The organism is Pseudomonas sp. GXZC, assembly GCF_026967615.1.
GTDB classification, from domain to species: domain Bacteria; phylum Pseudomonadota; class Gammaproteobacteria; order Pseudomonadales; family Pseudomonadaceae; genus Aquipseudomonas; species Aquipseudomonas azotoformans_A.
Genome location: NZ_CP114115.1, coordinates 2,689,079 through 2,715,796, shown reverse-complemented (window position 1 = coordinate 2,715,796; position 26,718 = coordinate 2,689,079). Strand labels below are relative to the sequence as shown.

Here is a 26,718-nt window from a genome sequence, read left to right as displayed (position 1 = left end):
TCCTTGCCCGATCCTCCGATTTGTCGACCACCGGGTATCTGCGCCCTTGCACTCTGGTCTAGAGTTCGACAATAAGCGGCCACTGCGTTCATCACTAAAAAGGCCGCACCTACCGTTGATCAGCAGGTGAGCCATGGAATTACGAATCAACCAAAAGGCCTATCAGGTCGATGCCGACGCAGACACGCCCTTGTTGTGGGTGATCCGCGATGACCTGGGCCTGACCGGCACCAAGTACGGCTGCGGCCTGGCCCAGTGCGGCGCCTGTTCGGTGCTGGTGGACGGCAATGTGGTGCGCTCCTGCGTCACGCCGGTGGCCGCCTTGGTCGGGCGTGAGGTCACCACCATCGAGGCGATTGAAACCGATGAAGTGGGCAAGCGTGTGGTCGCGACCTGGGTCGAGCATCAGGTGGCGCAATGCGGGTATTGCCAGTCCGGGCAGGTGATGGCGGCCACTGCGCTGCTCAAGCACACCCCCGCGCCGAGCAAGGCGCAGATCGACGCGGCGATGATCAACCTGTGCCGCTGCGGCACCTATAACGCCATCCACGCGGCGGTCGACGCCCTGGCCAAGCAGGAGGGCGCTTGATGAGTATCCTCGACGAACTGCTTGATGTACCGGTCAACCTGTCGCGTCGCCGCTTTCTGGCGAGTACGGCGGTGGGCGCGCTGGTGATTGGTTTTGGCCTGCCCCTGGGCTCGGGCCGGGTGCAAGCCGCCACCACCGCTGAACGCGGCACCCAGGTGCCGGCGTTCCTGGAGATTCGCCCGGACGGTACGGTGCGCCTGCTCAGCCCGTTCATGGAAGGCGGACAAGGCACCCACACCGCCATGGCGCAGATCGTCGGCGAAGAGTTGGATGCCGATCCCGCCACCTTTATCGTCGAAGCCGCCCCGCCCGGCGAAGCCTATGTGGTGATGGAAAACGGCCTGCGCATTACCGGCGGCAGCATGTCGGTGCGCATGAGCTACCCGACCATGCGCCGCCTTGGTGCCCTGGCCCGCGCGATGTTGCTGCAAGCTGGCGCTAAACAATTGGGCGTGCCGGTGGGCGAACTGACCACCCAGCCTGGTCGCGTGGTGCACGCAGCGTCCGGTCGTTCATTGGGGTATGGCGAGCTGGCCAGCAGCGCCCTCGACATGCCCGTGCCCGATCCAGCCAGCATCACCCTGCGCGACCCGAGCCAATTCCGCTGGATCGGCAAGCCGGTCAAACGCCTGGACGCGTACGATAAATCCACCGGCAAGGCGCTCTACAGCATCGACCTGAAAGTCGACGACATGCTTCACGCCGCCGTCCAGCACGCGCCACGCCTGGGCATGACCGTCGGCACCCTGCGCAACCAGCCTCAGGTCGAAGGCATGAAAGGCGTGCATTCGGTGCACGTGCTGCCCGGCGCCGTGGCGGTGGTGGCTGAACGTTGGTGGCACGCCAAGCGTGCGGTAGAAGCCATCCAGGTCGACTGGCAGGAAGCCGCCGCCGACTCGGCACTGCGCGTCATGCCAGCGGACTTCTCCAGCGACAAGCACTTCGAGTTCCTCGCTGCCCAGCAAGGCCCGGCCCGTGATGACGAGAACGAAGGTGACGTCGCCGCCGCGTTGAAAGGTGGCAAGACCCAGCTCGAGGCGACGTACCACAACCAATACCTCAACCACGGCCAGCTGGAACCGCCGTCAGCCCTGGCGCGCTTCAACCCGGATGGCAGCCTGGACGTCTGGCTGCCCAACCAGGCGCCGGACATGTTCCGCGCCGACATCGCCAAGCGCACCGGCCTCGACCCTGCGCAAATCAACCTGCACTCGCCGTTGCTCGGTGGCTTCTTCGGCCGGCACTTCCTGTATGACTCGGCCAACCCTTATCCGCAGGCCATTGCGTTGGCCAAGGCAGTGGGCCGTCCGGTCAAGCTGATCTGGAGTCGCGAGGAAGAGTTCTTGCGCGATGTGCTGCGTCCCGTGGCGGTGGTCAAGTTCCGCGCCGCGCTGGATGACAAAGGCCTGCCGGTCGCCATCGAAGCCGTCAGTGCAACCGAAGGCCCGACCGAAGCCCTCGCCGGCAAACAGGGCGATAAGATCGACCCCACGGCGGTTGAAGGGTTATCGGGCAAGTCCTACGCGATCCCCAACAAACGCATCGCGCAGATCTACGTCAAAGGCGCGCCGATGCTCGGTTACTGGCGCTCGGTGGGCAATTCGCTCAACGACTTTTTCTACGAGTCGTTCCTCGACGAACTGGCGGACAAGGGCGGGCAGGATCCCTATGAGCTGCGCCTGCACCTGCTGCGCGACAACCCCCGGCTGACCACCTTGCTGCAAGCGGCGGGTGAACTGTCCGGTGGCTGGAAGCGCGGTCCCTTCACCGCCGAGGACGGCAGCCGGCGCGCACGCGGCGTGGCCATGGCCTCGCCGTTCGGTTCCCACACGGCGGCGATCGCTGAGGTGTCCATCGAGAACGGCAAGGTCAGGGTGCACGATATCTGGCAAGCCATCGACCCCGGCAGCATCGTCAACCCGGCGATTGTCGAAGCGCAGGTCAACGGTGCGGTGGCGCTGGGCCTGTCCCAGACCTTGTTGGAGGAAGCGGTGTACGTGGACGGCAAGCCACGGGCGCGCAACTACGACTTGTACCCGATCCTGGCGCCCTCGCAGATGGCACGGGTGCATGTACGGATAGTCGAGAGTGGCGAAAAAATGGGCGGTATCGGCGAGCCGCCGTTGCCTGCCGTGGCACCGGCCGTGGCCAATGCGGTGGCGCAGTTGACCGGCCAGCGCGTGCGCAGCCTGCCCTTGAGCCGACACACTTTCAGCTGACCTTCAGGAAACGCCCATGAACAACCGTCGATTCGCAAGAACCGCAGGCTGGCTGGCGCTGCCCTGCCTGGTCGCCGCAGGCCTGCTGGCTTGGTACGTCACCCGTGAACCGGCTACGCCGTTCGAACAGGAACAGGCGAAAGCCACCTTCGATCCCGCCTTGGTCAGCCGTGGCGAGTATGTCGCCCGCCTCAGCGATTGCGTGGCCTGCCACAGCCTGGCGGGCAAGGCGCCGTTTGCCGGGGGCCTGGAAATGGCCACGCCGTTGGGGGCGATCCACGCCACCAACATCACGCCGGACAAGCAAACCGGCATCGGCACTTATAGCCTGGCCGATTTTGACCGTGCGGTGCGCCATGGCGTAGCACCGGGCGGCCGTCGGCTGTACCCGGCCATGCCCTACCCGTCCTACGTGAAGCTCAGCGATGACGACATCAAAGCGCTGTATGCGTTTTTCATGCAGGGCATACAACCGGCCAACCAGCCGAATATCCCCAGTGATATTCCGTGGCCGCTGAATATGCGCTGGCCCATCGCCTTGTGGAACGGCGTGTTCGCGCCCACGGCGACTTATGCAGCCAAGCCCAACCAGGACGCGCTGTGGAACCGTGGCGCCTATATCGTCCAAGGCCCCGGCCACTGCGGCAGTTGCCACACGCCGCGCGGCCTGGCCTTCAACGAAAAAGCCCTGGATGAATCCGGCGCGCCGTTCCTCGCCGGCGCCCTGCTCGACGGCTGGTATGCGCCGAGCCTGCGCCAGGACCCCAACACCGGGCTGGGCCGCTGGACGGAGCCGCAGATCGTGCAGTTCCTCAAGACCGGGCGCAACGCCCATGCGGTGGTCTACGGTTCGATGACCGAGGCTTTCAACAACTCCACGCAGTTCATGCAGGACGACGACCTGGCGGCCATCGCTCGCTACCTCAAATCATTGCCCGGTGACCCGCAGCGCGACGGCGCACCCTGGCAGTATCAGGCGGTGGCGGCGGTTCAAGACGCCCCCGGCGCCCACACCTATGCCACACGCTGCGCCTCTTGCCATGGTCTCGACGGCAAGGGCCAGCCCGAGTGGATGCCGCCCCTGGCCGGCGCCACGTCCGCACTGGCGAAAGAAAGCGCGTCGGCGATCAACATCACCCTCAACGGCTCGCAACGCGTGGTCGCGGCTGGCGTGCCGGATGCCTACCGCATGCCAGCGTTTCGTGAGCAATTGTCCGACGCGCAAATCGCCGAGGTACTGAGTTACGTACGCAGCACCTGGGGCAATAACGGTGGCGCGGTTGACGCCAAAGCGGTGGGCAAGTTGCGCGGGCACACTGACCCGGCGAGCAGCAGCCCGATCATCCTGCACATGCGCTGAGGTCAGGGCTTCAGGTTTTTCACGCTGGCAAACGTTGCCTCGCCCCGCGCCTGATCCAACACGTTCATGGGCGCGGGCGTAGGCAACGCATGCATCACCGGCTTGAGCACGATGGAGCGCTCGCTGTCGGTGACGGAGCGCTCGTCGCTGGGCGGCACGCCGAAGTATTCACGGTAGCACTTGGAGAAATGCGGCGTGGACACAAAGCCGCAAAGCACCGCCAGCTCGACGATGGAAATGGGCGTCTGCTTGAGTAACTGCCGTGCCCGGATCAGCCGCAGCCGCAGGTAGTAGCGCGACGGCGAACAGTGCAGGTATTTCTGGAACATGCGCTCAAGCTGACGGCGGGACAACGCGACATACGCCGCCAGCTCATCCAGGTTGATCGGTTCCTCCAGGTTGGCCTCCATCAACGCGACGATTTCCTGCAGCTTGGGCTGCTGGGTGCCGAGCATGTGCTTGAGGGGCACGCGCTGATGGTCCTGCTCGTTGCGGATACGCTCGTACACAAACATGTCGGAGATGGCCGCCGACAGCTCATGCCCGTGATCACGGCCGATCAGGTGCAGCATCATGTCCAGGGGCGCCGTGCCGCCCGAGCTAGTAAGACGATCGCGGTCGAGGGTAAACAGGCTGGAACTGACCGTCACCCGTGGAAACGCCTCCTGCATGGCCGCCAACCATTCCCAATGCACGCTGCATTCATAGCCATCCAGCAAACCCGCCCGCGCCAACACAAAGCTACCGGTACAGATACCGCCCAATCGCTTGGCGTAACGCGCCTGGCTGCGCAGCCACTTGACCAGCTCGCCGGTTACGGTGCCCTGGATGCCGATGCCGCCACACACGATGACGATGTCGGCGGACGGCACGCTGAGTATCGACCCGTCCGGCGTGATGGGCACGCCGTCACTGGCCCACACGGGGTTGCCGTCCGGGCTCGCGGTATGCCACTTGTAGAGTTCCTGGCCCGACAGTTGGTTGGCCATGCGCAGGGGTTCGACCGCCGAGGCCAGTGACATCAGGGTGAACTGGTCCAGCAGTAGGAACACGATGCTGCTTACGGGGCGGCCACTCATGGCGGTGAGGCTGCGGCCACGGTTTTTTGCGAACGTTCGGGCTGCCGCGCGGTGAGCAAGCCGACCAGGGAAATCATCAGGGCCAGGCCGATGGTGGATGACACCTCAAAACGGTGTTCCGGCGTGACCAGCATTACTGTCAATGCAGCACAGATGAACGCAATGACCAGCCAGGTCAGCCAGGGAAACAGCCACATCTGGAAGGTGAGCCTGACGTTGCGCTGTCGCAGGATCTTGCGCATGCGCAACTGCGACACCGCGATCACCAGGTACACCAGCAAGGCGATGGCGCCCGAACTGGCCAGCAGGAACTGGAACAACCCGGCCGGCGCGAAGTAACTGAACAGGGTCACACCCGCGCCCAGGATGGTGCTGGCAATCACCGCTGCCCTCGGCACGCTGGCCGCCGAGGTTTTCTTCATCAACGTGGGAGCATCCCCGCGCTTGCCCAGGGAAAACAGCATGCGCGAGGCAATGTAGATGGAGGAATTCATGCAACTGGCCACGGCGATCAACACCACTACGTCAACCAGCAGCTTGGCGTTGGGAATATTCATCAGCTCCAGGGCGCGCTGATAAGAGCCTACCGAGGCCAGCAACGGGTCGTTCCACGGCACCACGGAAATCACCACGAAGATCGACAACAGGTAGAACACACCAATACGCCACATCACCGAACGTGTGGCGCGGGCGATGTTCTGCGCCGGGTTACTGGACTCCGCCGCCGCGATGGTGACCGCCTCAGTGCCGATAAAGCTGAACATGATGGTAATAAAGGCCCCCACCACCGCCGACAGCCCGTTAGGCGCGAAACCGCCGTGCTCTTCCATCAACCGGCTCAACCCACTGACCTCCCGTTCGGGAATCCAGCCCATCAGCACCGCAAAGCCCAGGCCGATAAAACCGATGATCGCGATGACCTTGGCCATGGCGAACCAGAACTCGAACTCGCCGTACTTGGACACGCTGAACAGATTGGTGACCACCAACAAAAAGATCGACAACAAGGCAAACAGCCAAGCGTCGATCTGTGGGAACCATTGGTTGAGGATATGCCCGGCGGCCAGGGCCTCGATGGGGATCACCAGCACCCAGAACCACCAGTACAACCAACCGATGGTAAACCCGGCCCAGCGGCCGATGGCCTGGTCGGCATAAGTGGAGAAAGACCCGGTATCGGGGTTGGCCACCGCCATCTCCCCGAGCATGCGCATCACCAGCACCACCAGCGTGCCGGAGAACAGATAAGCCAGCAGCACCGCCGGCCCCGCCGCCGCAATCGCATGCCCGGAACCGACAAACAACCCCGCCCCGATAATGCCCGCAATGGAAAGCATGGTCACATGACGCGGCTTGAAGCCTTGCGCCAACTGGCCGTTGGAATCGTTGGAATTCAGGCTATTCATTGTTTTTGTTGTTCTCGGTGATCGACGTCAAGGTGTACTGACTGAAGAGTCAGGCGATCATCATTTCCTAATGATGGGTCACCTTACGCGGCCTGAGTTCATCAAAAATAGCCTGGGAGCGGCGGGGATTGGTCTGATATCGACATGCACATAGGGTTTACCTGCATAGCCCCCACTCATAGACAGGCCCATTTCCCTGTGGCGAGGGAGCTTGCTCCCGTTGGGCTGCGTAGCAGCCCTACCGGTTCAAACAAAGCGCTGGGTCTGCTTCGCGACCCCGACGGGAGCAAGCTCCCTCGCCACAGAGTTGAACTGATTGCCGGGCCCGCCCAAACTGGTCAAATCAAAAGCCAAACCCAATCAGTGAAGCGATTCCTGTGCCTACACGCTCGATAAACAATATTCGCCAGGCCACATCCGACGACGTGCATGCCCTGATCGAACTGGACACCTACGCAACGGCCCATACCCATCGCCGTGTGTTTATCCATGATGCCGTGGTTCGTCAAGAATGCCTGGTGGCCGTCGACACTGTTGGCCGTTGCGCCGGTTACCTCGTTCTGACCCATGACTTTTTCGAGTATGGTTTTGTGGCGCTGGTGGTCGTCTCACCCGCTCATCAGCGTCAGGGCATTGCGCAGCGGTTGCTGGCGGCGGCAGAGGCGGCGTGCAAGACGCCCAAGCTGTTTACTTCAACCAATGCGTCAAACACCGCCTCCCAGGCGCTGTTTGCAAAGGCCGGATTCGTGCCGAGCGGGCAGATCGACAACCTGGACGATCACGATCCTGAGCGGATCTATGTGAAATTCATCACTCCAACCGTGCGCTAACCTGCCCAGGCACGGCATGTACTCGGGGCAGCCCCTTGTAAAAAATTTCCCCTCTCCATCATTCCTCCACAAAACCTCCCATGAATGAGCACGTTAGCTGCGCATAATCGGGTTCGATGTTGAGCGCTATGATCAATACCTGACAGCGTGGGCCATGGAGCGGCAACCACGACAAGGCTTATTCACCGAGCAGACTATGAACGATTACCCCGTCGCATCGACACCCCAGCCCAGCAGCATCCGGGAGAACCAGGCCTTGGTGCTGATCGCCGAAGACGAGCCCGAGATTGCGGATATCCTCATCGCCTATCTCAAGCGCAGCGGCTTTCGCACCGCCCACGCCCTTGATGGCCGGCGTGCGCTGGAACTGCACCAGAGCCTCAAGCCGGATCTGATGCTGCTGGATGTGCTGATGCCCCACGTCGATGGCTGGCAGGTGCTGGCCGAAGTGCGCCATCGCGGCAACACGCCAGTGATCATGCTGACCGCGCAGGATCAGGACATGGACAAGTTGATGGGCCTGCGTATCGGTGCCGACGACTACATCGTCAAGCCGTTCAACCCGGCCGAGGTGGTGGCGCGTACCCAGGCAGTGCTGCGGCGCTCCGTCAACTACACATCGGGTGTCAGCGCCAGTGTGCTGCGGGTGGATGGGTTTGAAATAGATATCGAAAGCCATCAGGTCACGGTGAATATCGAAGGCAACGCCCTGCCGCTGCTGCTGACCGTCACCGAATTCAAATTGCTGGCCCAATTGGCCCGCGCGCCGAAACGTGTGTTCAGCCGCGCAGAGCTGTTGGCCCTGTGCTCGCCGGAAAGCGACAGCCTGGAGCGCACGGTCGACAGCCATATCAGCAAGTTACGCCGCAAGATCGAGGACCTCGGGCTGCAAGGCGTGCCGGCAAGCATTCGCGGGGTGGGTTACCGCTTCGGGAGTGGCGCGTGAAACTATTTAACGGCTTGAGCCGCCAGATCATCCTGTCCATGTCGGTCGTGGTGCTGTGTGTGATTGCCCTGGCGGTGATCGGCTCCTATGTGTTCTACGCCCTGCTTTGGACCTACTGGCCACTTCCAGACGAGCAGGTCGATGAGTGGATGCCCGCCAATGCCGAATGGGCGTGGATGGGCTTGACCACCTGCGTCAGCCTGGCGGTGGGTGCATTCGTGGCGACCAAGTTGTCGCGGCGCATCCTGATGCCGTTGAATTCGGTGGCCGAGAACCTGCGCAAACTGGCGGACGGCGACCTCGATGTGCAGGCCGTGGCTGGCGATCAGTCCATCGGTGAGGCGGCTATTTTGGTGAATGACTTCAACAGCATGGCCCAACGCTTGAAACGCATGGCGCAGGAACAGGCGTTCTGGAACGCGGCGATCGCCCACGAACTGCGCACGCCGCTGACCATCTTGCGCGGTCGCCTGCAAGGTTTGGCCGAGGGTGTGTTCGAGCCAGACACAGCGCAGTTCTACAGCCTGCTCGGGCAGGTCGAAGGGCTGGCGCGGATGATCGAGGACCTGCGCGTGGTCGGCCTGGGTGACAGCGGCTACCTTGAAATCAACGTGCAAGACGCCGACCTGGCCGCAGGGGTTGAGGAGGATGTGCGACTGTTCGAACCGAGCCTGGCCGCTGCTGGTTTTACTTTGCAACTGGACCTGCAACGCCGCATCCTGCGCTGCGACCCCGCACGCATCCGCCAGGCGTTGCTGGCCCTGCTGGACAACGTGCGTCGGCATGCGACACCCGGCAACGTCAACGTGCACCTGAGCACGCGTGATGGCGCGCACTACCTGAGGGTGCGCGACGACGGTCCCGGTATTGATGAGGACTTTGCGACGCACCTGTTCGAACCTTTCCAGCGCGGCGAAAACTCTCGCTCACGCGCCCAGGGCGGCAGCGGCCTGGGCCTGGCGGTGGTGCGCGCGATTGCCATTGCCCATGGCGGCGCTGTGACCTGTCGAAAAATGGAAAACGGCGGAACGCTGTTCGAACTCAGCTGGAACCTTTGAGTAAGCCAGGCCCCGCCATGCGCATCTTTTCCAGGTTGTTCAGAACCACCCAGCGCTTTCGTTATTTTGTCTTGTTGGACACCGCGCTTGTTTGCATTGCGTTCAAAAGCTGCGCCGCAATGCCTCAAAACGGGCACTGGATAGAAGTTGAACACATCAACCTGTCGTGGCTGGGCAATCCCCTCCCCAGCCGTGCCCGGTTAACTGAGCGAGTGTGAACATGAGCCCTTCCCTATCACTCCTTGAAGAGTCGCTACGACAGCACACGGCTCGCCTGAAACGCCTGCAACGGTTCTGGGTGCCGCTGCAACAGCGCGCACCGAAGTGGGTACTGGCGCTGTGGATCATCGGCGTTTTCGTGTCGCTGGCGGCGCAATGCTGGTGCCATTGGTTCGTGACCGCGCCGCTGATCTGCGTGTTGATCGTCGCGGAAATCGTGATCGACGAGGCGCAGATGACACTGCAGTTGCGCACCGATGCCGTTCGCGATTCGTTGCGAGCGATTATGGCGACCGGGAAACCAATCCCGGATTGAACATCCCCTCAAAGCGCGCCTTGTTCGCCGCGTAATACGCCGCCACCGCCTTGTCTGCCGTGCTCTCCCGCGCCTGCATCATCAACGCTTCGAGGTCGGCCTGGGGGATGGAGAAATGCGCAAAGAAGTACGCCACTTCGGGATGCTCCTGGCTGAAGCCTTTGCGGGCCATGGCGTGGATCTGCTCAGCGCCGCCGAAAATCTGCTTGGGATCATCCAGGTAGCGCAGCGACCATTTGGAGAACATCCAGTGCGGGCTCCAGGCGTTGACCAACGACCACTTGTCGCGCTTGAGGTTGCGGTCCAGCTCGTTGAGCATGCCGCTTTCCGAAGACCCCACCAGTTTGTAGCCCGCCAGCTTGTAGTCCTCGATCGCCTTGACGGTGAGCTTGTACTGGCCGTTGCCGACTTCGGAGGTAAAGATCTTGCCGTCGAACTTCTCGCGGATCCCGGGTTTGTTCAAGTCTTCCACGCTGGCGACTTCCGCGACCGGCACCGACGTGGGCACAGCCATGCCGATTCGCCCTTCATACAGCACGCCGAGGTCTTCGAGGCGGTCTTTGTACTTGTCGTAGAACGCCTTGTGGGTGCTGGGCAGCCAGACCATCGGGATCAGGTCGATGTTGCCGTTGGCCAGCGCCTGGAACTGGATGCCGATGTCGGCCATCACCAACTTGACCGGTTGCTTGAGATGTTCCTGCAACGCCGTGCTGGCGAGCTTGACGGTGATTTCCGTGTCGGACCAATTTACCCAACCGATGCGCACCGGTGGTTTTTCCTCGGCGTGGGTCATCGCCGCACTGGCGCCCAGCGCAAGGCCGAGCAGGTAGGCACAGGCTTTTTTCCGATAGTGCACATGAGCATTCATCAGACGTCCTCCTAAGGGGTGAGGCCGATCTTAGCGACGACTTCAGGGCACCGCAATAAAAATGTACAGTCATGTCGACCATTATTGACACCCATGTACATTTATCCTAATTTCAGATCGCCGAGCCTGATGATGCCCACTACGGAGCACAGAATAATGTCCAGCGATCCCCTGCTGCAGCCCTACAAAATCAAGCACCTGACCCTGCGCAATCGGATCATGACCACGGCCCACGAACCGGCCTACCCGGTGGACGGCATGCCGCAGGCGTTGTACCGCGCCTATCACGTCGAGCGCGCCAAGGCCGGCGTGGCTTTGACCATGACCGCAGGCTCCGCCGCCGTATCGCGGGACAGCCCGCCAGTGTTCAACAATGTGCTGGCGTACAAAGATGAAGTGGTCGGCTGGCTGAGGGACCTGACCGATGAGTGCCACGAACACGGCGCGGCAGTGATGATCCAGCTGACGCACCTGGGCCGGCGCACACGCTGGGACAAAGCTGATTGGCTGCCGGTGGTCTCGCCATCGCACCGTCGCGAGGCGTCACACCGCTCCTTCCCGAAGAAGATGGAAGACTGGGACATCGAGCGGATCATCAAGGACTACGTCGACGCCGCCGAGCGCATGCAGGCCGCCGGGCTGGACGGCCTGGAACTGCAAGCCTACGGGCATTTGATGGACCAGTTCTGGTCACCGCTGACCAACGAACTGGATGGCCCTTACGGCGGTTCCCTGGAAAACCGCATGCGCTTTACCTTCGACGTCCTGCGCGGCATTCGCCAGCGCGTTGGTGAAGACTTCCTTCTGGGCGTGCGCTACACCGGTGACGAGGCGCTGCCGGGCGGATTCACCGCCAACGAAGGCCTGCAGGTGTCGCACATGCTCAAGGACAGCGGGCTGGTGGACTTCCTCAACGTGGTACGTGGGCATATCGATACCGACGCGGGGCTGACCGACGTGATTCCGATCCAGGGCATGCGCAACTCGCCGCACCTGGATTTTGCCGGCGAGATCCGCGCGTCCACCGGCTTCCCCACCTTCCACGCGGCGAAAATCCCGGACGTGGCCACCGCGCGCTACGCCATTGCGTCGGGCAAGGTGGACATGGTCGGCATGACCCGCGCCCACATGACCGACCCGCACATCGTGCGCAAGATCATCGAGCGGCGTGAGGAAGATATCCGCCCCTGCGTCGGCGCCAACTACTGCCTGGACCGCATCTACCAGGGCGGCGCCGCCTACTGCATCCACAACGCGGCGACCGGCCGTGAAACCAGCATGCCCCATGAAATTCCCAAGGCTGCGGTGAAGCGCAAAGTGCTGATCATTGGCACGGGCCCGGCCGGGCTGGAAGCGGCACGCGTCGCCGGTGAGCGCGGGCATGATGTGACAGTACTGGAAGCGGCAGACCGGCCCGGCGGGCAAATCCGCCTGACCGCCCTGAGTGAGCGGCGTCGCGAGATGATCGGCATCATCGACTGGCGCATGGCCCAGTGCGAACGCCTCGGCGTGAAATTCCACTTCAACACCTGGGCCGAAACCGAGACGGTGCTGGCCCATGAGCCGGACGTGGTGATCGTCGCCACCGGCGGCATGCCGCACACCGACGTGCTGGCCTCGGGCAATGAACTGGTGGTGTCGACCTGGGACATCATTTCCGGCGACGTCAAACCGGGGCGTCATGTGTTGATCTTCGACGACGCCGGCGACCATGCCGCGCTGCAAGCCGCCGAGGTGATTGCGCAGAGTGGCGCCAGCGTCGAAATCGTCACCCCGGACCGCGCGTTCGCCCCGGAAGTCATGGCCATGAACCTGGTGCCCTACATGCGCAGCCTGCAGGACCTGGACGTGACCTTTACCGTGACCTATCGGGTTGAGACGGTGGAGAAACGCGACGGTCGGCTGCTCGCCCGTTTTGGCAGTGATTACGGCGCGGTGCACAAGCAGCGGGTGGTCGACCAGGTGGTGGTCAACCATGGCACGCTTCCCCTGGATGACCTGTACTTCGAGTTGCGTGCGCACTCCAGCAATGGCGGCGCGGTCGAGCAGCAGGACTTGATCGCAGGGAACGCGCAGCACATCGTCACCAACCCCGAAGGTCGCTTCCAGCTGTTCCGGATCGGCGATGCGGTGGCCGCACGCAATACCCATGCGGCGATCTACGATGCGTTGCGGTTGGTCAAGGACCTTTAAAAACGCTCAAACACCCCCGGTGTGGTTTCGGCATAGCCAAACGCCCCATAGAAGCGGTCCAGTTCACGCCGCTTCAGGGCCTTGCCGGTAAACACACTGACATACTGGGGAATACGCCGGAACCGCACCACCACCTCTTCGGTGGTGTTCATCGAGATATAGCCGATCTGCGTCAGGTAGATGGTCCGGGCACGCACATCGGCGGCCTCGTCGTCGTAACCAAAACGCCGGAACATGCCGGTCAAGGCGTTGATACGGGTGTCATCGGCCTGCGCGATTTCTGCCGCGACCTCCGCCGACTGCATCGCCCAACTGCGCACGGCGAATTCGAATTGCGAGTCGAACAGTTCCGGGTTCAACCAGCATTCGAAGACGTTGAGAATGGCCTCGGAAATACTCTCGGCATAGCGCTCGCACTGGTACACCAGGTTACCGGTGTTTTTGTCGCGCCAACGGGTCAGCAAGGCGGCGAGCAGTTGCTCACGATCCTCGAAAAACCAATAGAAACTGGTGCGTGACAAGCCCAGCTGCTTGGCCAGTGGCATCACGCGCACGGCGTCGATACCGGATTCTTTGAGGGCCGCGTAGGCGGCGTCCAGCCACACATCGACCGAGCCGCGCCAGCCTGTGTCCTGGTTCTTGCCTCGCGGTTTTGCGGGTTGCGACATCCTTGGGTCACCTTTGCCGGGGAATTGCCGGTCACTCTACACGCACCCATCCACGCGTGCAGTTCGTCGGCAAAATCGCATGAAGAAAAAATCCGGACTACTGTATTTATGTACAGTTAAATAACTTAAGGATGAGCACCATGAACGACGATTTGAAGCAGTCAGGTTCTACCACCACCTCGCAACCCACCACCACATTCGAGCAGGCTAAAACCGGCAGGGCCCTAGATTTCACTTGGGCACCCGACGCCAACACGACCACCACCATCGTCTCGGCGGATTGTGTCGACTATCGCGTCAATACTGCCCAAGGCAGCCCGACCGGTGACAGCCACTCCATAGCACGGCTGACCTATGCCCAAGGCAACGGCGGTGGCCAGGTCGGCACACTGTTTCTCGAAGAGGTGCGTGCCGGCGTACGCGCCAACACCCAGATCGGACTAATGGTAGGCCGCAAATGGGCGCTGGATGCCGACGCAGCGGACACCGGCAGCATTGGCACCTACGTGGTGGAACAGTTCGATGACATGCGCGCCAGCGTCAACTATGTGGGGGCGTTCGCCCGCGTCTTTGCCGACCCTCGGATGGTCAGTTATCACGCCGGGGGCCATGTGCACACCAATATCTCGATCACCGGCAGCAGAGCCCTGAGCATGGCGGACTCCGGCAAGTCGATCCTGGTCATCAGCAATACGGACGTCACGCTGACAATTGGCGACGATGTAACCGAAGGCTTCAGGGCCACGTTGATCCAGGCGGCAGCCGGCAAGATCAACATCGCCGCATCGAGCACCCACACGCTGTACAGCAATGCCGGAAACCGCACACGCACGCTCAACCCGCTGGATGAACTGGAGGTCAGCACCTTTCCAGGGGGCCCTGTGTTCCTGGCTTTTCGGGTCAGGCCTGCGGCTTGATGCAAACGCTCGGATCTGGTGTCGCCGCTACCGGATGGGTGCCGGTGGCTGCTACACCACTTAGCCAGGCTGCGCGGTGCCTTTAGGGGCGGCGCCCTCCCCCTGCGCCGACAACACAATCGCCAGCACAATCAACGCCGCGCCTGCCAACATTCGGTAGGACGGTGCTTCATGGAACAGCCACCACGCACAGGCAATCGCGTACACCGGCTCCAGGGAAATGATCATGCCTGCGCTGCGGGCGTTCAAACCCTTGAGGCTTTTGACGAACAGCGCCTGGGACACCGCCGTGCAGAGCACGCCGAGAATGGCCAGGTTGAGCCAGTCGACAGGCTCCAGCGCCACCAGGTCGAACACTGCAACCGGCGCCATGAACAGCGCCACGGTAGCGTTCTGCCAGAACACCACTTGCACGCCATTTCGGCCATTGGTGGCGCGGCGGTTGGTCATGGCCAGCAAGGCGAACGACAGCCCCGAGGCAATCCCCCACAGCAGCCCGACCGTGCCTTGGTTGGCGATCTCGAACGAGGGTGTCACCAGTATCAGGCCGAGCGTGACCAACAGCAACAACAGCGCTTCAGCCAGGCGCGGCCGGTCGCGGAACACCGCCATGTCGAGCAAGGTGATAAACGCCGGAAAGCTGGCAAAGCCCAAGGTGGCGACAGCGACGCCACCGACCTTGATCGCAATAAAAAACGTGATCCAGTGCGCGGCCAGCATCAGCCCTGAGACGGCATAGATGCCGAGTTTCCTGAGGTTCAGGCCGCGCAGCAGCGCGCGGTCCTGCAGGTGTGCGAACACCCCCAGGGCCAGCAAGGCAAAGGCTGCACGGCCAAAGGTGATCACACTGGCGCTGGCGTGGATCAGTGCGCCAAAAATACCGGTCAAGCCAAACAGAATTGCAGTGATATGGGCAGAAGTAAGGGCAGTACGATGGGCAGTCATGAAAAGGCTTCGAAAAAACGAGCTGGGCCGTGGACTTCTTATTGTTGACCCGATTGAAAGGAAGGCGCCCCAATCGCCGCTTGCGTGGAGCTTTGTAGAGGGGCGCCTGGTTTTTTAACCTTCGGACACGTCGATCCAGATGGTTTTGATCTCGGTGTACTGGTCGTGTGCCCAGATGGACTTGTCGCGCCCGCCGAAACCCGACTGCTTGTAGCCACCGAACGGGGTCGAGGCATCGCCTTCACCGAAGCAGTTGACGGTGACGATACCGGCACGGATCTCGCGGGAGAGCTTGATCGCATTGCGCAGGTTATCGGTGTACACCGACGCCGCCAGGCCGTAGATGGTGTCGTTGGCCAGGGCAATAGCTTCTTCCAGAGTGTTGAACGTCGTGACGGTCAGCACAGGGCCGAAGATTTCTTCCTTGAACAGCACACTGTCGGCCCCCACGCCATCGACCACGGTCGGCTCCACGTAGATATCGCCTTGCGTCTTGCCACCGTAGACCACGCGCAGGTTTTCGTTGCCGGCCTGCACCAGGTACGAGCTGACCTTATCGAAATGCGCACGGCTGACCATCGAGCCCAGGCGATTGTCCGGATCGAGCGGGCTGCCCATCTTCCACGCTTGCAACTGCACGCCGATGCGCTTGAGCAGCTCGTCCTTGATATCGGCATGGACGATAAGGCGCGAAGACGCCGAGCAGTTCTCGCCCATGTTCCAGAACGAACCATTGACGATATGCCCCGCCACCACATCCAGGTCGGCCACGTCGTTCATCACCACGGCCGGGTTTTTGCCGCCCAGTTCCAACACGATGCGCTTGAGGTTCGACTCTGCCGCGTACTGCAGGAACAGGCGCCCGGTGTCGGTGGAACCGGTGAAGCTGACCATGGTGACGTCCATGTGGCGACCCAACGGTTCGCCCACTTCACGACCGCCGCCGGACACGACGTTGAACACGCCCGCCGGAATCCCGGCCTGGGCGCCCAGCTCGGCCACGCGCAGCGCCGTCAACGTGGTTTCCTTGGCCGGCTTGACCACGATCGAGCAACCCGCCGCGAGGGACGGCGCGATTTTCCAGGCCAGCATCAGCAGCGGGAAGTTCCACGGCAGCACCAGGCCGACCACGCCGATGGCTTCGCGTACCACCAGGGTCAAGGCGTCGGCGCCGACCGGGGCGGTGTTGTCGTAGATCTTGTCGATCAGCTCGGCATGCCAGCGGATCATGTGGATGGTTTCCGGCACGTCGGTCAGCTGGCACTCACGCACCGGCTTGCCGCTGTCCAGGCTTTCTAGCACGGACAGTTCGTGGGAGTGCTGTTCCAGCAGGTCGGCAAAACGCAGCAGGACTTTCTTGCGCGTGCCGGGGCTGAGCTTGTGCCAACGGCCGTCGTCAAACGCTTGCTTGGCCGAAGCCACGGCGTAGTCCACGTCGTCGCTGTTGCACGCGGTGATTTCAGCCAGCACTTCGCCGGTTGCCGGGTTGGTGGTGGTGAACGTCTTGCCCGAACCCGAGGTGTGGGCAGCGCCGTTGATGAAGGACGTGGTGGGAAACTGGATGTCCTGGGCGATGGCCGCGTATTCGGCGGCGCTGAGCAGGTGAGTCATCATGCACCTCCGACGATTTGCGCAACGTCGCGCTTGAGGTTGGTGATCACCGTTTGCAGCGCCTGGTTTTCGCTCTCGGTCAACGATTGCAGCGGTGCGCGCACGCTGCCGGTACGCAGGCCATTGAAGGCGCAACCGGCCTTGATCGCCTGGACGAATTTACCGCCTTCGAGGAAGTCCATCAGCGGCATGAAGGCGCTCATGATCTTGCGACCCTTGTCGAAGTCTTTTTCGACCACGCAGGCTTCATACAGGGCGACGTGTTCACGCGGCACGAAGTTGGAACCGGCACACACCCAGCTGCGGGCGCCCCAGGCGAAGAACTCCAGGGCCTGGTCATCCCAGCCGCAGGACAATGCGATGTTCGGGTATTGAGTGGCCAGGCGGTGCACCTGGCCCATGTCGCCCGAGCTTTCCTTGATCGCCACGACGTTTTTCGAAGCGGACACGGCCTTGAAGTACTCATCGCCCATGCTCACGCTCATGCGGCCTGGGTAGTTGTAGAGCATGATCGGCAGGCCCGCAGCCTGGTCCACGGCCAGGGCGTGGATGGCGTTTTCCTGTTCGGTGGGCAGTGCGTAAGGCGGCGAACCGACCAGGATCGCGTCAGCCTTGATCGCACGGGCGGCCTTGGCGTATTCCACCGAATCTTCGGTGCGGATGGCACCGGTGCCGACGATCAACGCGACGCGGTTGCCAATGACTTCCTTGGCGTGGGCAGCCAGGTCGATGCGCTCCTGAGAGGTGTGCGCGTAGTACTCGCCGGTGGAGCCGCCAATGATGACGCCGTGTACCTTGGATTCGATCAGGTATTCCAGCACGTCGGCGAACGCGGCGCTGTCGATCTGGCCGGTGGCGGTCAACGGGGTGATTGCCGGGGTGTAGATGCCTTCAAACTTCATGGGTGTTTCTCCAACAGTGAAAGTGATGTGGTTTGCGCTCAACTGCTCAACGCAGCGGCGTCCCGCAAGTTCAGCGAACGTGTTTCCGGGGCCATGGCCCAGGCGGCGGCCAGGCCGATGAACGTCACGCCAGCCGCGACGTACATGGTGTTGCCGATACCAATCGAGTGAAGCGACAGCGGTACGAGGTAGGTGCCGATGGCAGCGCCGACTCGCGACAGTGAGGTGCCGATGCCCACGGCGAACGCGCGGATTTCGGTGGGAAACAGTTCGTTCGGGTAAACCAGTTGCAGCACCTGGGCGCCGCCGATGAACACGGCGTAGGCGCCGAACAGCAGCAGCACGAGAATTTCGTGGCTATTGGAAAACGCCGCCAGCAACAGCAAGGCAAGGCCTGACCACAGGAAGCTGTTGATCAGCATGCTGCGTCGACCGATGGTGTTGATCAGCCGCGTGGCCAGCACGCAACCCACCACGAACAGCAAGGTGATGAACATCGAGCCGTAGGAGGCCCACTCGCCTTTCAGGTTGAGGGCTTGCAAGACCTTGGGGGCGAATGCGTAAACGGCGAACACGGGGATGATCGAACAGGACCAGAACACCGAGACAAAGAACAAGCGCTTGCCGTACCCCGAGCGCAGCAGGTCACGAAAGGTCATCTTGCGTTCGTCGGGTTGCTCCGGCAGGTCACGCAACGAGTAGTGCGGCCCATAGACGCGCTTGATGACCTGCTCGGCTTCGGCCTCGCGGCCCTTGCTCAGCAACCAACGCGCCGATTCCGGCGTACCCAGGCGCAGCACAAACAGCACCAGCCCGATCACCGAGGCACTGGCCAGAGCGTAGCGCCAGGCGTCGTCGGCACCGGTATTGAGGATCGCGTTGCCGACCACATAGGCGAATGCCGCCCCGGCGAACCAGAGGATGGTCAGGGCGGCCAGCCGAGGGCCGCGTTGCTTCTTCGGTAGGAACTCCACCAGCAAGGAGGTGGCAACGGGGTATTCAATGCCCACGGCCAGGCCGATGATGAAGCGCAGGGCAAACAATGCCCAGGCCGACTCCACCCAGAACTGCGCCAGGGAACACACAATAAATAACGACGGGCCAATGAAATAAACTTTCTTGCGCCCTAACTTATCGGTCAGCCAGCCGCCGATAAAACCGCCAAAGAACACGCCGATCAAGGCAGAGGCGGCAATAAGGCCTTGCCAGAACTCGGTCAGTTCCAGTGCACCGGTCACTTGCAGCATCGCAATGCCGATAATGCTTAATACATAGCCATCCACAAATGAACCACCGCCCGAACGGGCCGTGAGCAATCGGTGAAAATTGTTAAGCGGTACATCCTCAACTGAGGCATTCGGACTTGTCATTATTATCTCCTACTTCGCTTCGTTCATTCGCCGGGGTACAACGCACACTTGAAATCCAGGCGAATGAAAGCCGTCTCAATCAGAAACCGCAGTCGCGTAAACGCCTGCTGTTTTCCAATCAATAGATTAAGTTCGGTATTGCGTAACGAGCGTGTTGCGAATCAGCTTTCCTGGCCGGCGCGGCTTTGCCCCCATAGCAAGTTCATGTTTACACCCGCTGATAACAGCGGCTCCGGTGGGTTTCTGCTCGGGCCCGGGGACGTCAACAGGAAGTCCACCAGGTGATTGCGCTTGCCCGCCAGCCATTCGGCCAACAAGGTGCCAGTAACCGTGCCGCGGGTGACGCCCAGGCCGTTGCAACACAGCGCGCCATAGACGTTTTTGGCCAACTCGCCGAAGTGCGCCATATGGTTGCGCGACAGGCTGAGGGAGCCGCCCCAGGTGTAGTCGAACGTCACCTCGCGGTGCAGCGGGAAGCGCCGGTCGAATGACTCTTTGTGGCGCTTGACGAACCGCTGCAGGTACTTGGGGTTGCTGCGCCCGTCGGCGTTGAAGCTGAAGCTGTTGCGCACCAGCAGGCGGTTGTCGACGGTGCGGCGCAACGTAGTGCCGAACGGGTCGGCGGGGATTACGCCCCAGAATGGATGGCCACCCAGGCGTGCCTGCTCGTCTTCGTTCAGCGGTCGGGTCAGGCTGGCGTAGGTGAAGATCGGCAGCATGCGGCTCTTGAGGAAACCAAAGCTCATGGCGAACGCGTTGTTGGTCAGCACCAGCTTGTCGGCGATGATGCGCCCGCCCTTGTGGATCAACACGGTCTTGTCGCCGTACTCCACTTCGGTAATCGGGGTGTTTTCGTACAGCGTCACGTTGGCCGGCAAGGTGTCCGCCAGCCCTTTCACCAGCGCCGCTGGCTGCACCAGTGCGGTGCCCGGTGTGAACAGGGCCTTGCGGTAGAAACCGGTGCCGATGTGGTTGGGCATATCGTCGGCTTCGATCACTTGATAGGCCTGGCCGAGCTTGTCGAGGCCACGGCGGTAGGCATTCAGCACGGCAATGCCACGGTCCTCGACGGCGGCCTGGTACTTGCCGCAATCGCGCCACTGGCAGTTGATGTTGTGCTGCTCTACCAGCGCGCGCAGCATGGACTGCCCGGCGAGATTGAGCTCCATGCTGATCCGGGCGGTGGCGATGTCGCCGATGTAGTCTTCGGCACCGATGTCATGGGGCAAGTCGATGGCAAAACCGGCGTTGCGCCCGGAAGCGCCGTAGCCGACCTCCTGGGCTTCGATCAACACGATCTCGTCATCCGGAAAATTCAGCGCCAGTTGACGCGCCGCCGCAAGGCCGGTGAACCCCGCCCCGACCACGGCCCAGCGCGCCGAGCGGATACCGCTGTGGCGCGGGCGTGCCACGCGCGGTGGGCTGAGGTGAAACCAGCCACAGGTTGAATCGTCTGCCGGGGTGTTTCTGATGAGTGCCATTTTCGCGACCTGGGTTCTTTTATAGTTGTTAGAGCTAACAGCTACCCGTCTGCATCGCGTCACACTGGCCCGGCATCAACCGATCAGAAGGTGAGCGCTACATCCAGGCCTTCGGGCGCCGCGTACTCGGACATCCGCCGACGGGACAGTTCGAGGTGGGCCCGCACGATTTCCCCGGCCGAGACCGGATCGTGGTGTTCGATTGCACGGATCATCTCGTCGTGCTGCTGCGCGGCCACTTCCAGGTCTTCCTGCATGTCGACGGTGGTCGGATGGCGATAGAAGATTTTGCCCAGGCGTGCGTGGTCGATCAGCAAGCGTTGCAAGCTCGGCATCAGGTAGGCGTTGTGGGCCATCTTGCCGATTTGCAGGTGGAACTCGTCGTTGTACAACACACGGTTCTCGACATCTTTTTCCTCGATAGCGATACGGAACAGCGCCTGGATGCGCTTCAACTCCACCACTTCCACAGGCGTTGCGTGTGAGCAGGCCAATTGCGTGGTAGCGATGTAAATCAGCGGTGCCGCCAGGAAAAAACTGCGCAGCGACTGGTAACTCATGGCCGACACCCGCGCGGCGCGGTTGGCTTCGAGGTCGATGTACCCTTCCGCCGCCATCTGCCGCATCAGTTCACGCACCGGTGGGCGCGACAAACCGAATTCATCACACAACGCCAGCTCGTCCACCACAGCACCGGGTGCCAGTTCCATGCTGAGGATGCGACGCCGCAGCGCTTCACCCAGTACCGCCTTGCGATCGATGCTTGGCTCGGCCGAAGCCGGTGTAGTGAGTTCTTTGGTAGCCATGTGAAACCTTCCTAGTAGTAAGTGCACACGGTCTACTACCTGTATTCGCACTATAAAACAACAAAATACTTTGTGTCTACAATTAAAATACACAGTGTTAAATTCAGTTGAAACCCTTTGCCAGCGGGGCTTTCCAGCTATTTGACCAAGCGAATTTCCTTGGACGGACGATGGCCGAAATAGGCGCTGTAGCACTTGCTGAAATGGCTGGGCGAGACAAAACCACAGGCTACCGACACCTCGACAATGGTCAGCGAGGTGTGCTGTAACAAGCGCCGTGCCTCGGTGATGCGCAGGTCCATGTAATAGCGTTGCGGCGAGGTGCCCAGTTGCTCCTTGAACAGCCGCTCGATCTGTCGCCGCGAGCGCCCGGCGTAAAGGCACAGGTCGACCATTTGCAACGGCTCTTCGAGGTTGACGTCCATCAGGTTGATCACTTCGCGCAGCGGCCCACTGACCGAAACGTTCAACATCGGCTTGATCCGGCGAAAGCGCGACGCCTCAAACGCCAGGATGTCTTCAATACCGTCGGTGAGGCTCTTGCCGTGCAAGCTGCGGATCCACTCCAGTGCCATGTAGAACGTGCCGGTGGGGCTCGATGCCGTCAGACGGTTACGGTCCACCACGTAGGCTTCACTGGTGACATGACTGAGCCGCGCGATCTCGGCCAATGCAGGGCGATGCTCGGGGTGAATCGCGCATCGGTATCCCTCCAACAGCCCCGCCCGCCCCAGAAACCACGCACCGTTCCACACGCCCGCCAGCGTTACGCCCTGCTCCGCCGCCGTACTCAGCAGTACGGTCAATTCATCGTTGTAACGCAGCGGCGTGCGATAACCGCCGCAGATCACCAGCAAATCCAGATCGAGCACAGCCTCCAGGGTCAGGCGCGCGTCGGGACGGATCACCAGGCCCAGGTCACTCACCACCTCATCGCAGACCAGGCCGAAGGTGCGCGTGGCGAACAGATCCGCGCGCAACAGGTTGGCGGTGACGATAGTGTCCAGCGCCTGGGTAAACGCCGGCAGCGAAAAGTGCTCCAGCAATACAAACCCCGCCCGCGCCTTGCGCACCTCCTGGCCGTGATGATCATTGAGGTAACGCAGGTTCTTGCCATGCATAGCACCACTGAATTGACGTCGCACTACCACGTCATACCCGCCGTGCCTGGCGTTGCAACGCGCCGCGTGACAGGCGGTCGAGCAACAGCGCCACCGCCACAATCGCCAGGCCGGCACGCAGGCCCAGGCCCATCTCCATCCGCGTCAAGCCACGGGTCACTTCGGCGCCAAGGCCCCCGGCCCCGACCAATCCGGCCAACACCACCATCGCCAGCGACAACAGGATGCATTGGTTCAGTCCCACCAGCAGCGTAGGCGCCGCCGTGGGCAATTCGATTTTGAGCAGGATGTGCCGTGGCGATGCGCCCATGGCCTGGCCCAGTTCCAGCAGGTCCTTGGGCAACTGCTTGAACGCCAAGGTGGTCAGTCGCAGCATCGGTGGGATGCCATACACGATGGTGGCAATGATGGCCGGCACGCGCCCCAGGCTGAACAGCATCACCGCCGGGATCAGGTACACCCACGGCGGGACGGTTTGCATGATGTTCAGGATCGGCAGCAACGCCGCGTCCACACGCTTGACCCGTGCGGCAAGAATGCCCAGGGGAAACGCAATGCTGACAGAAATCAGCACCGCCACCGAGACCAGCGCGATGGTCTGCATCGACGCCACCCACAGCCCGGCAAACAGGCAGAACGCCAACATCAAACCGGCAAACAGCGCCACGCGCCAGTTGGCGAAGATCCATGACAGCACCACCACGATGGCAATCAACACGTAGGCATGGGGCGCAAGCAGCAGGCCCTCGATCACACCCAACGAGGCCTCGATCACCTTGCCGATCAGCACGAACAGACCGTGCAGGTGGGTGTTCAGCCAGTCGATGGCAGGGGCCAGAAACTCACCCGGTGAGATACGCAAATCAGCAAGGCTCATTGACTGGCTCCTCGGCGCGATTCAGCCGCGCTTTGTGCAAGACGGTCGAGAATCATCGTGAGGATGACGATGGCCAGCGCCGCATTGATCGACTTGGCGATGTCCAGGGTGCGCACCGCACCGTAGATGGACTCGCCCAACCCACCGGAACCGACGATACCGGCAATCACCACCATGCCGAATGCCATCATCAGGCTCTGGTTGACCCCGGCCATGATGCTCGGCATCGCAAAGGGCAAGCGGATCTTGAAGAACATCTGCAAGCCGGTAACGCCGCTGGCATCACCCAGCTCGACGAACTCCTTGGGCGTCATGCGGATGCCCAGAGAGGTCAGGCGCAGCGCCGGCGGCACCGCGACGATAAACGTGGCCAGCAGCGCCGTCGCCGGGCCATAGCCGAGCAAGGCAATCGCCGGCAATAGATAGATATAGGGCGGCAGTGTCTGCACCAAGTCCAGGCACGGGTCGACCACACGATCGAACGCCGGCGTGAGCCCGGCCAGCACGCCCAACGGCACTGCCACCAGCAATGCCAACAGCGTGGCGGTGAGTACCAGCGCCAGGGTGCTGACGGTCTCGGGCCACAGGCCGATAACTTCACACAGCAGCAAGGCCAGCGCCGATAACACCGCGAAGCGCAGCCCCACCATGCGCCAACCCAGCAGGCCGATGACGAGGGCAATCACATAGAACGGCGGCGCAGCGATGCACCACTGCACGCCTTTAAACACGGCGGTCAGGGCCGTATTGGCGGCGTCGAAGAAAAACTCGCCATTGTCTTGCAGCCACATCAGGCCGGCGTCTACAGCGGCATCGAACGGTACCGAGAAATCCGGCGTACTCATATCGACGCCTCCAACACCGGGGCCAAGGCCTGGGCCTCGTTGGGAATGCCCTGCACGCCGCGCAGCAGATCCCCAGGTGTGATGATGCCCACCACGACGCCCTGCTCGACCACCGCCAACGGCTCAAGATCGGCGCCCATGGTCAAGCCGATCAGTGCGTTGATATCGGTTTCTGGCGTGGTTTGAGTGAGCCGGGTGAAATCGCACAGGGGGAACGCCAGCGCGTAACGCGCCACCGGCGTCATCACCGAATGGGCCTTGACCAGGTGCAAGCGCGAGATACCCGCGACGAACTCGGCGACATAGTCATCGGCCGGGTTCAACACAATCTCTTCGGCCATGCCGACTTGGATAATCACGCCGTCCTTCATGATGGCGATGCGGTCACCGATGCGGATGGCCTCTTCCAGGTCGTGGGTGATAAACACCGCGGACTTGCCCAGCTCCTTGGTGAGCTGGCGGAACTCGTCCTGCAACTGGCGACGGATCAAGGGGTCGAGCGCACTGAACGGCTCATCCATCAGGATAATTTCCGGGTCGGCCGTCAGCGCGCGCGCCAGCCCGACACGCTGCTGCATGCCGCCAGACAGCTCGCTCGGGTAGCGCGAAGCCCAGTCACTCAGGCCGACCTTGGCCAGCGCACGCTCCGCCACCTGATAACGCTGGGCCTTGCCAACGCCCTGCACTTCCAGGCCGAAAGCGGTGTTTTCCAGCACGGTACGGTTGGGCAACAACGCCACACTCTGAAACACCATGCCAATGTGTTTGGCCCGCACTTCGCGCAACTGTGCGGGAGATAAAGCGGACAAATCCTTACCCTTGACCAGCACCTTCCCGGCGCTGGGGGTGATCAGTTTGTTGAGCAAGCGGATCAGGGTCGATTTGCCACTGCCGGACAAACCCATAATGCAAAAAATTTCACCGCGGCGAACCTGCAGGCTCACATCCGCCACCCCCACCACGCAGCTGAAATCCTGCAGCACCTGGGTTTTGCCGAGCCCTTTGTGAACCACCGCTTGCATCGCCGCCTTGGCATTCTGACCGAAGATCTTCCAGACCGACTGGCAATCCACAAGCACTTCGTTAGTGTCTATTTTGAGCGTTGTCATGTTTGAGCCTATTGAACCAGTTCGACTGGTTTTTCTAATTGATCAGAACGCGTTATCTGTACCCGGCAGTGGCAAAAAAGAGTGAGGTTTATTGTTTGATATTGGCCCAGCGTTTCATCAAGTCGGCATGGTTGTCGGCCCAGCCCGCAACGGCCTGATCCATGCTCTTGCCGTCCTTGACGGCGCCGTTGATAGCGGTGATGTCGGCAAGCGGCACGTAGACGCTGGCGATGACTTCGCGGGCGTGGGGGTATTCAGCGGTGAAGCCCTTATGACCGATCCAGTAATAGGCCTGCGGGGGAGCGAAAGAACCTTTGGGGTCCTTGAGGAACTTAAGGTCGAACTTCTGGGCCATCCACGACGGCTCCCAGATGGTGACCGCGACCCACTCCTTGCGGTCCACGGCAGACTTCAAGGCGGCCGTCATCGCGGCAGTACTGCCTTCGAGCAACTGCAGTTTGAATCCGTAATCCTTGACCGCCTTATTGGCGTCGCTCATCAACCCTGAACCCGGCTCGATGCCGATGATCTTGCCGCCAAACTTGTCGGCGTTATCGTTGAGCTGTTCCAGCGAATCGATATCGACGTACTTGGGTACGGCGATCGCCTGGTAGAGGCCATAGGAAACCGGCGAGAGTTTTTCCAGGCGGTTCTTGTTTTTGTTCCAGTAGTCCTGGGTGGCGTAATCGGTCTGTGAAGCCAGGACTTGTACATCACCCTTGGTCAGGGCCGCATAGGCAATACCGATTTCCGAGAACTCAACCACTTTCACGGAATAGCCGGCGTTCTCCAATACCTTCTTGGTAATGCCGGTAATCGGCGTCAGGTCTTCCCAGGACATGGTGCCGACCGTGATGGTTTTTTCTTCGGCCTGCACCGGAAGCGCAACCACACCCACTAACGCAACCGCACAAACGGTTTTCCAAAAGTTCTTCATGGCGCGCCTCGATCTACGTTGTATTTATAGTTTCTGGCCCTGTTCA

Annotated in this window: 24 protein-coding genes; 9 read left to right on the top strand and 15 right to left on the bottom strand. The window is 61.6% G+C overall.

Annotated features, from left to right (window positions below; all coding sequences use genetic code 11):
• The first annotated feature begins 133 nt into the window (after nt 1–133).
• The 3 genes from OZ428_RS13015 to OZ428_RS13005 are packed head-to-tail and all read left to right on the top strand — an operon-like array spanning nt 134 to nt 4,168.
• Nucleotides 134–589: a (2Fe-2S)-binding protein gene (locus OZ428_RS13015; protein WP_269133621.1), complete on the top strand. Its 456-nt coding sequence runs from the start codon at nt 134–136 to the stop codon at nt 587–589.
• Nucleotides 589–2,808, top strand: a complete 2,220-nt coding sequence (locus tag OZ428_RS13010) for a xanthine dehydrogenase family protein molybdopterin-binding subunit (RefSeq protein WP_269133620.1) — start codon at nt 589–591, stop codon at nt 2,806–2,808. The genes OZ428_RS13015 and OZ428_RS13010 overlap by 1 nt, the downstream gene beginning before the upstream one ends.
• A 16-nt stretch (nt 2,809–2,824) precedes the next feature.
• Complete coding sequence (locus OZ428_RS13005) at nt 2,825–4,168, top strand: c-type cytochrome (RefSeq protein ID WP_269133619.1); 1,344 nt, start codon at nt 2,825–2,827, stop codon at nt 4,166–4,168.
• 2 nt (nt 4,169–4,170) lie between these two features.
• On the opposite strand, the gene OZ428_RS13000 is transcribed toward OZ428_RS13005, so the two are convergent.
• Both OZ428_RS13000 and gabP read right to left on the bottom strand, forming a co-directional pair.
• A complete protein-coding gene (locus OZ428_RS13000; protein WP_269133618.1) occupies nt 4,171–5,247 on the bottom strand; it encodes a GlxA family transcriptional regulator in 1,077 nt (358 codons plus the stop codon).
• A complete protein-coding gene (gabP, locus tag OZ428_RS12995) occupies nt 5,244–6,653 on the bottom strand; it encodes a GABA permease (RefSeq protein ID WP_269133617.1) in 1,410 nt (469 codons plus the stop codon). The genes OZ428_RS13000 and gabP overlap by 4 nt, the downstream gene beginning before the upstream one ends.
• 377 nt (nt 6,654–7,030) lie before the next feature.
• Between gabP and OZ428_RS12990 the strand changes: the two genes are divergently transcribed.
• From OZ428_RS12990 to OZ428_RS12975, 4 genes are all read left to right on the top strand, one after another.
• Nucleotides 7,031–7,483 carry a GNAT family N-acetyltransferase gene (locus tag OZ428_RS12990; RefSeq protein ID WP_269133616.1) on the top strand — a complete coding sequence of 151 codons (453 nt, stop codon included), beginning with the start codon at nt 7,031–7,033 and terminating at the stop codon, nt 7,481–7,483.
• Between the two features lie 196 nt (nt 7,484–7,679).
• A complete protein-coding gene (locus tag OZ428_RS12985; protein ID WP_269133615.1) occupies nt 7,680–8,429 on the top strand; it encodes a response regulator in 750 nt (249 codons plus the stop codon).
• Nucleotides 8,426–9,487 carry an ATP-binding protein gene (locus tag OZ428_RS12980; protein ID WP_269133614.1) on the top strand — a complete coding sequence of 354 codons (1,062 nt, stop codon included), beginning with the start codon at nt 8,426–8,428 and terminating at the stop codon, nt 9,485–9,487. Before OZ428_RS12985 ends, OZ428_RS12980 begins: the two co-directional genes overlap by 4 nt.
• A 220-nt stretch (nt 9,488–9,707) precedes the next feature.
• Entirely contained in the window at nt 9,708–10,022 is a 315-nt protein-coding gene (locus OZ428_RS12975) for a hypothetical protein (RefSeq protein WP_269133613.1), read from the top strand.
• On the opposite strand, the gene OZ428_RS12970 is transcribed toward OZ428_RS12975, so the two are convergent.
• Nucleotides 9,991–10,890, bottom strand: coding sequence for a glycine betaine ABC transporter substrate-binding protein (locus tag OZ428_RS12970; RefSeq protein ID WP_269133612.1), 900 nt, complete (start codon nt 10,888–10,890; stop codon nt 9,991–9,993). The two genes, OZ428_RS12975 and OZ428_RS12970, sit on opposite strands and share 32 nt — an antisense overlap.
• A 156-nt stretch (nt 10,891–11,046) precedes the next feature.
• Between OZ428_RS12970 and OZ428_RS12965 the strand changes: the two genes are divergently transcribed.
• Complete coding sequence (locus tag OZ428_RS12965; RefSeq protein ID WP_269133611.1) at nt 11,047–13,083, top strand: NADH:flavin oxidoreductase; 2,037 nt, start codon at nt 11,047–11,049, stop codon at nt 13,081–13,083.
• Here OZ428_RS12965 and OZ428_RS12960 read toward each other — a convergent pair.
• Nucleotides 13,080–13,751 carry a TetR/AcrR family transcriptional regulator gene (locus OZ428_RS12960; RefSeq protein WP_061436188.1) on the bottom strand — a complete coding sequence of 224 codons (672 nt, stop codon included), beginning with the start codon at nt 13,749–13,751 and terminating at the stop codon, nt 13,080–13,082. The genes OZ428_RS12965 and OZ428_RS12960 overlap by 4 nt on opposite strands.
• 140 nt (nt 13,752–13,891) lie before the next feature.
• On the opposite strand from OZ428_RS12960, the gene OZ428_RS12955 reads away from it, so the two are divergent.
• Nucleotides 13,892–14,668 carry a hypothetical protein gene (locus OZ428_RS12955; protein WP_269133610.1) on the top strand — a complete coding sequence of 259 codons (777 nt, stop codon included), beginning with the start codon at nt 13,892–13,894 and terminating at the stop codon, nt 14,666–14,668.
• Nucleotides 14,669–14,728: 60 nt separating this feature from the next.
• On the opposite strand, the gene OZ428_RS12950 is transcribed toward OZ428_RS12955, so the two are convergent.
• The 11 genes from OZ428_RS12950 to OZ428_RS12900 all read right to left on the bottom strand — a co-directional run bounded on the left by OZ428_RS12950 (nt 14,729) and on the right by OZ428_RS12900 (nt 26,672).
• Nucleotides 14,729–15,613, bottom strand: a complete 885-nt coding sequence (locus tag OZ428_RS12950; RefSeq protein ID WP_269133609.1) for a DMT family transporter — start codon at nt 15,611–15,613, stop codon at nt 14,729–14,731.
• 114 nt (nt 15,614–15,727) lie between these two features.
• Nucleotides 15,728–17,224, bottom strand: coding sequence for an aldehyde dehydrogenase (locus OZ428_RS12945; protein ID WP_177052809.1), 1,497 nt, complete (start codon nt 17,222–17,224; stop codon nt 15,728–15,730).
• Complete coding sequence (locus tag OZ428_RS12940; RefSeq protein ID WP_269133608.1) at nt 17,224–18,126, bottom strand: dihydrodipicolinate synthase family protein; 903 nt, start codon at nt 18,124–18,126, stop codon at nt 17,224–17,226. The genes OZ428_RS12945 and OZ428_RS12940 overlap by 1 nt, the downstream gene beginning before the upstream one ends.
• 38 nt (nt 18,127–18,164) lie before the next feature.
• The gene (locus OZ428_RS12935) at nt 18,165–19,496 is read right to left on the bottom strand and encodes an MFS transporter (protein ID WP_038851411.1); all 1,332 of its coding nucleotides are present in this window, start codon (nt 19,494–19,496) and stop codon (nt 18,165–18,167) included.
• A gap of 161 nt (nt 19,497–19,657) precedes the next feature.
• On the bottom strand, nt 19,658–20,977 hold the full coding sequence (locus OZ428_RS12930; protein ID WP_016979686.1) for an NAD(P)/FAD-dependent oxidoreductase: 1,320 nt from the start codon (nt 20,975–20,977) through the stop codon (nt 19,658–19,660).
• Nucleotides 20,978–21,060: 83 nt separating this feature from the next.
• Nucleotides 21,061–21,783, bottom strand: a complete 723-nt coding sequence (locus OZ428_RS12925) for a GntR family transcriptional regulator (RefSeq protein WP_269133606.1) — start codon at nt 21,781–21,783, stop codon at nt 21,061–21,063.
• 137 nt (nt 21,784–21,920) lie between these two features.
• Nucleotides 21,921–22,934, bottom strand: a complete 1,014-nt coding sequence (locus OZ428_RS12920) for a GlxA family transcriptional regulator (protein WP_177052810.1) — start codon at nt 22,932–22,934, stop codon at nt 21,921–21,923.
• A gap of 1 nt (nt 22,935) precedes the next feature.
• Entirely contained in the window at nt 22,936–23,781 is an 846-nt protein-coding gene (locus OZ428_RS12915; RefSeq protein ID WP_177052811.1) for an ABC transporter permease, read from the bottom strand.
• Nucleotides 23,778–24,626: an ABC transporter permease gene (locus tag OZ428_RS12910; protein ID WP_038851404.1), complete on the bottom strand. Its 849-nt coding sequence runs from the start codon at nt 24,624–24,626 to the stop codon at nt 23,778–23,780. Before OZ428_RS12910 ends, OZ428_RS12915 begins: the two co-directional genes overlap by 4 nt.
• Nucleotides 24,623–25,735 (bottom strand): quaternary amine ABC transporter ATP-binding protein, encoded by a 1,113-nt coding sequence (locus tag OZ428_RS12905; protein WP_269133602.1) that lies wholly within the window; start codon nt 25,733–25,735, stop codon nt 24,623–24,625. The genes OZ428_RS12910 and OZ428_RS12905 overlap by 4 nt, the downstream gene beginning before the upstream one ends.
• 88 nt (nt 25,736–25,823) lie before the next feature.
• Complete coding sequence (locus tag OZ428_RS12900; RefSeq protein WP_177052813.1) at nt 25,824–26,672, bottom strand: glycine betaine ABC transporter substrate-binding protein; 849 nt, start codon at nt 26,670–26,672, stop codon at nt 25,824–25,826.
• Nucleotides 26,673–26,718 lie beyond the last annotated feature (46 nt).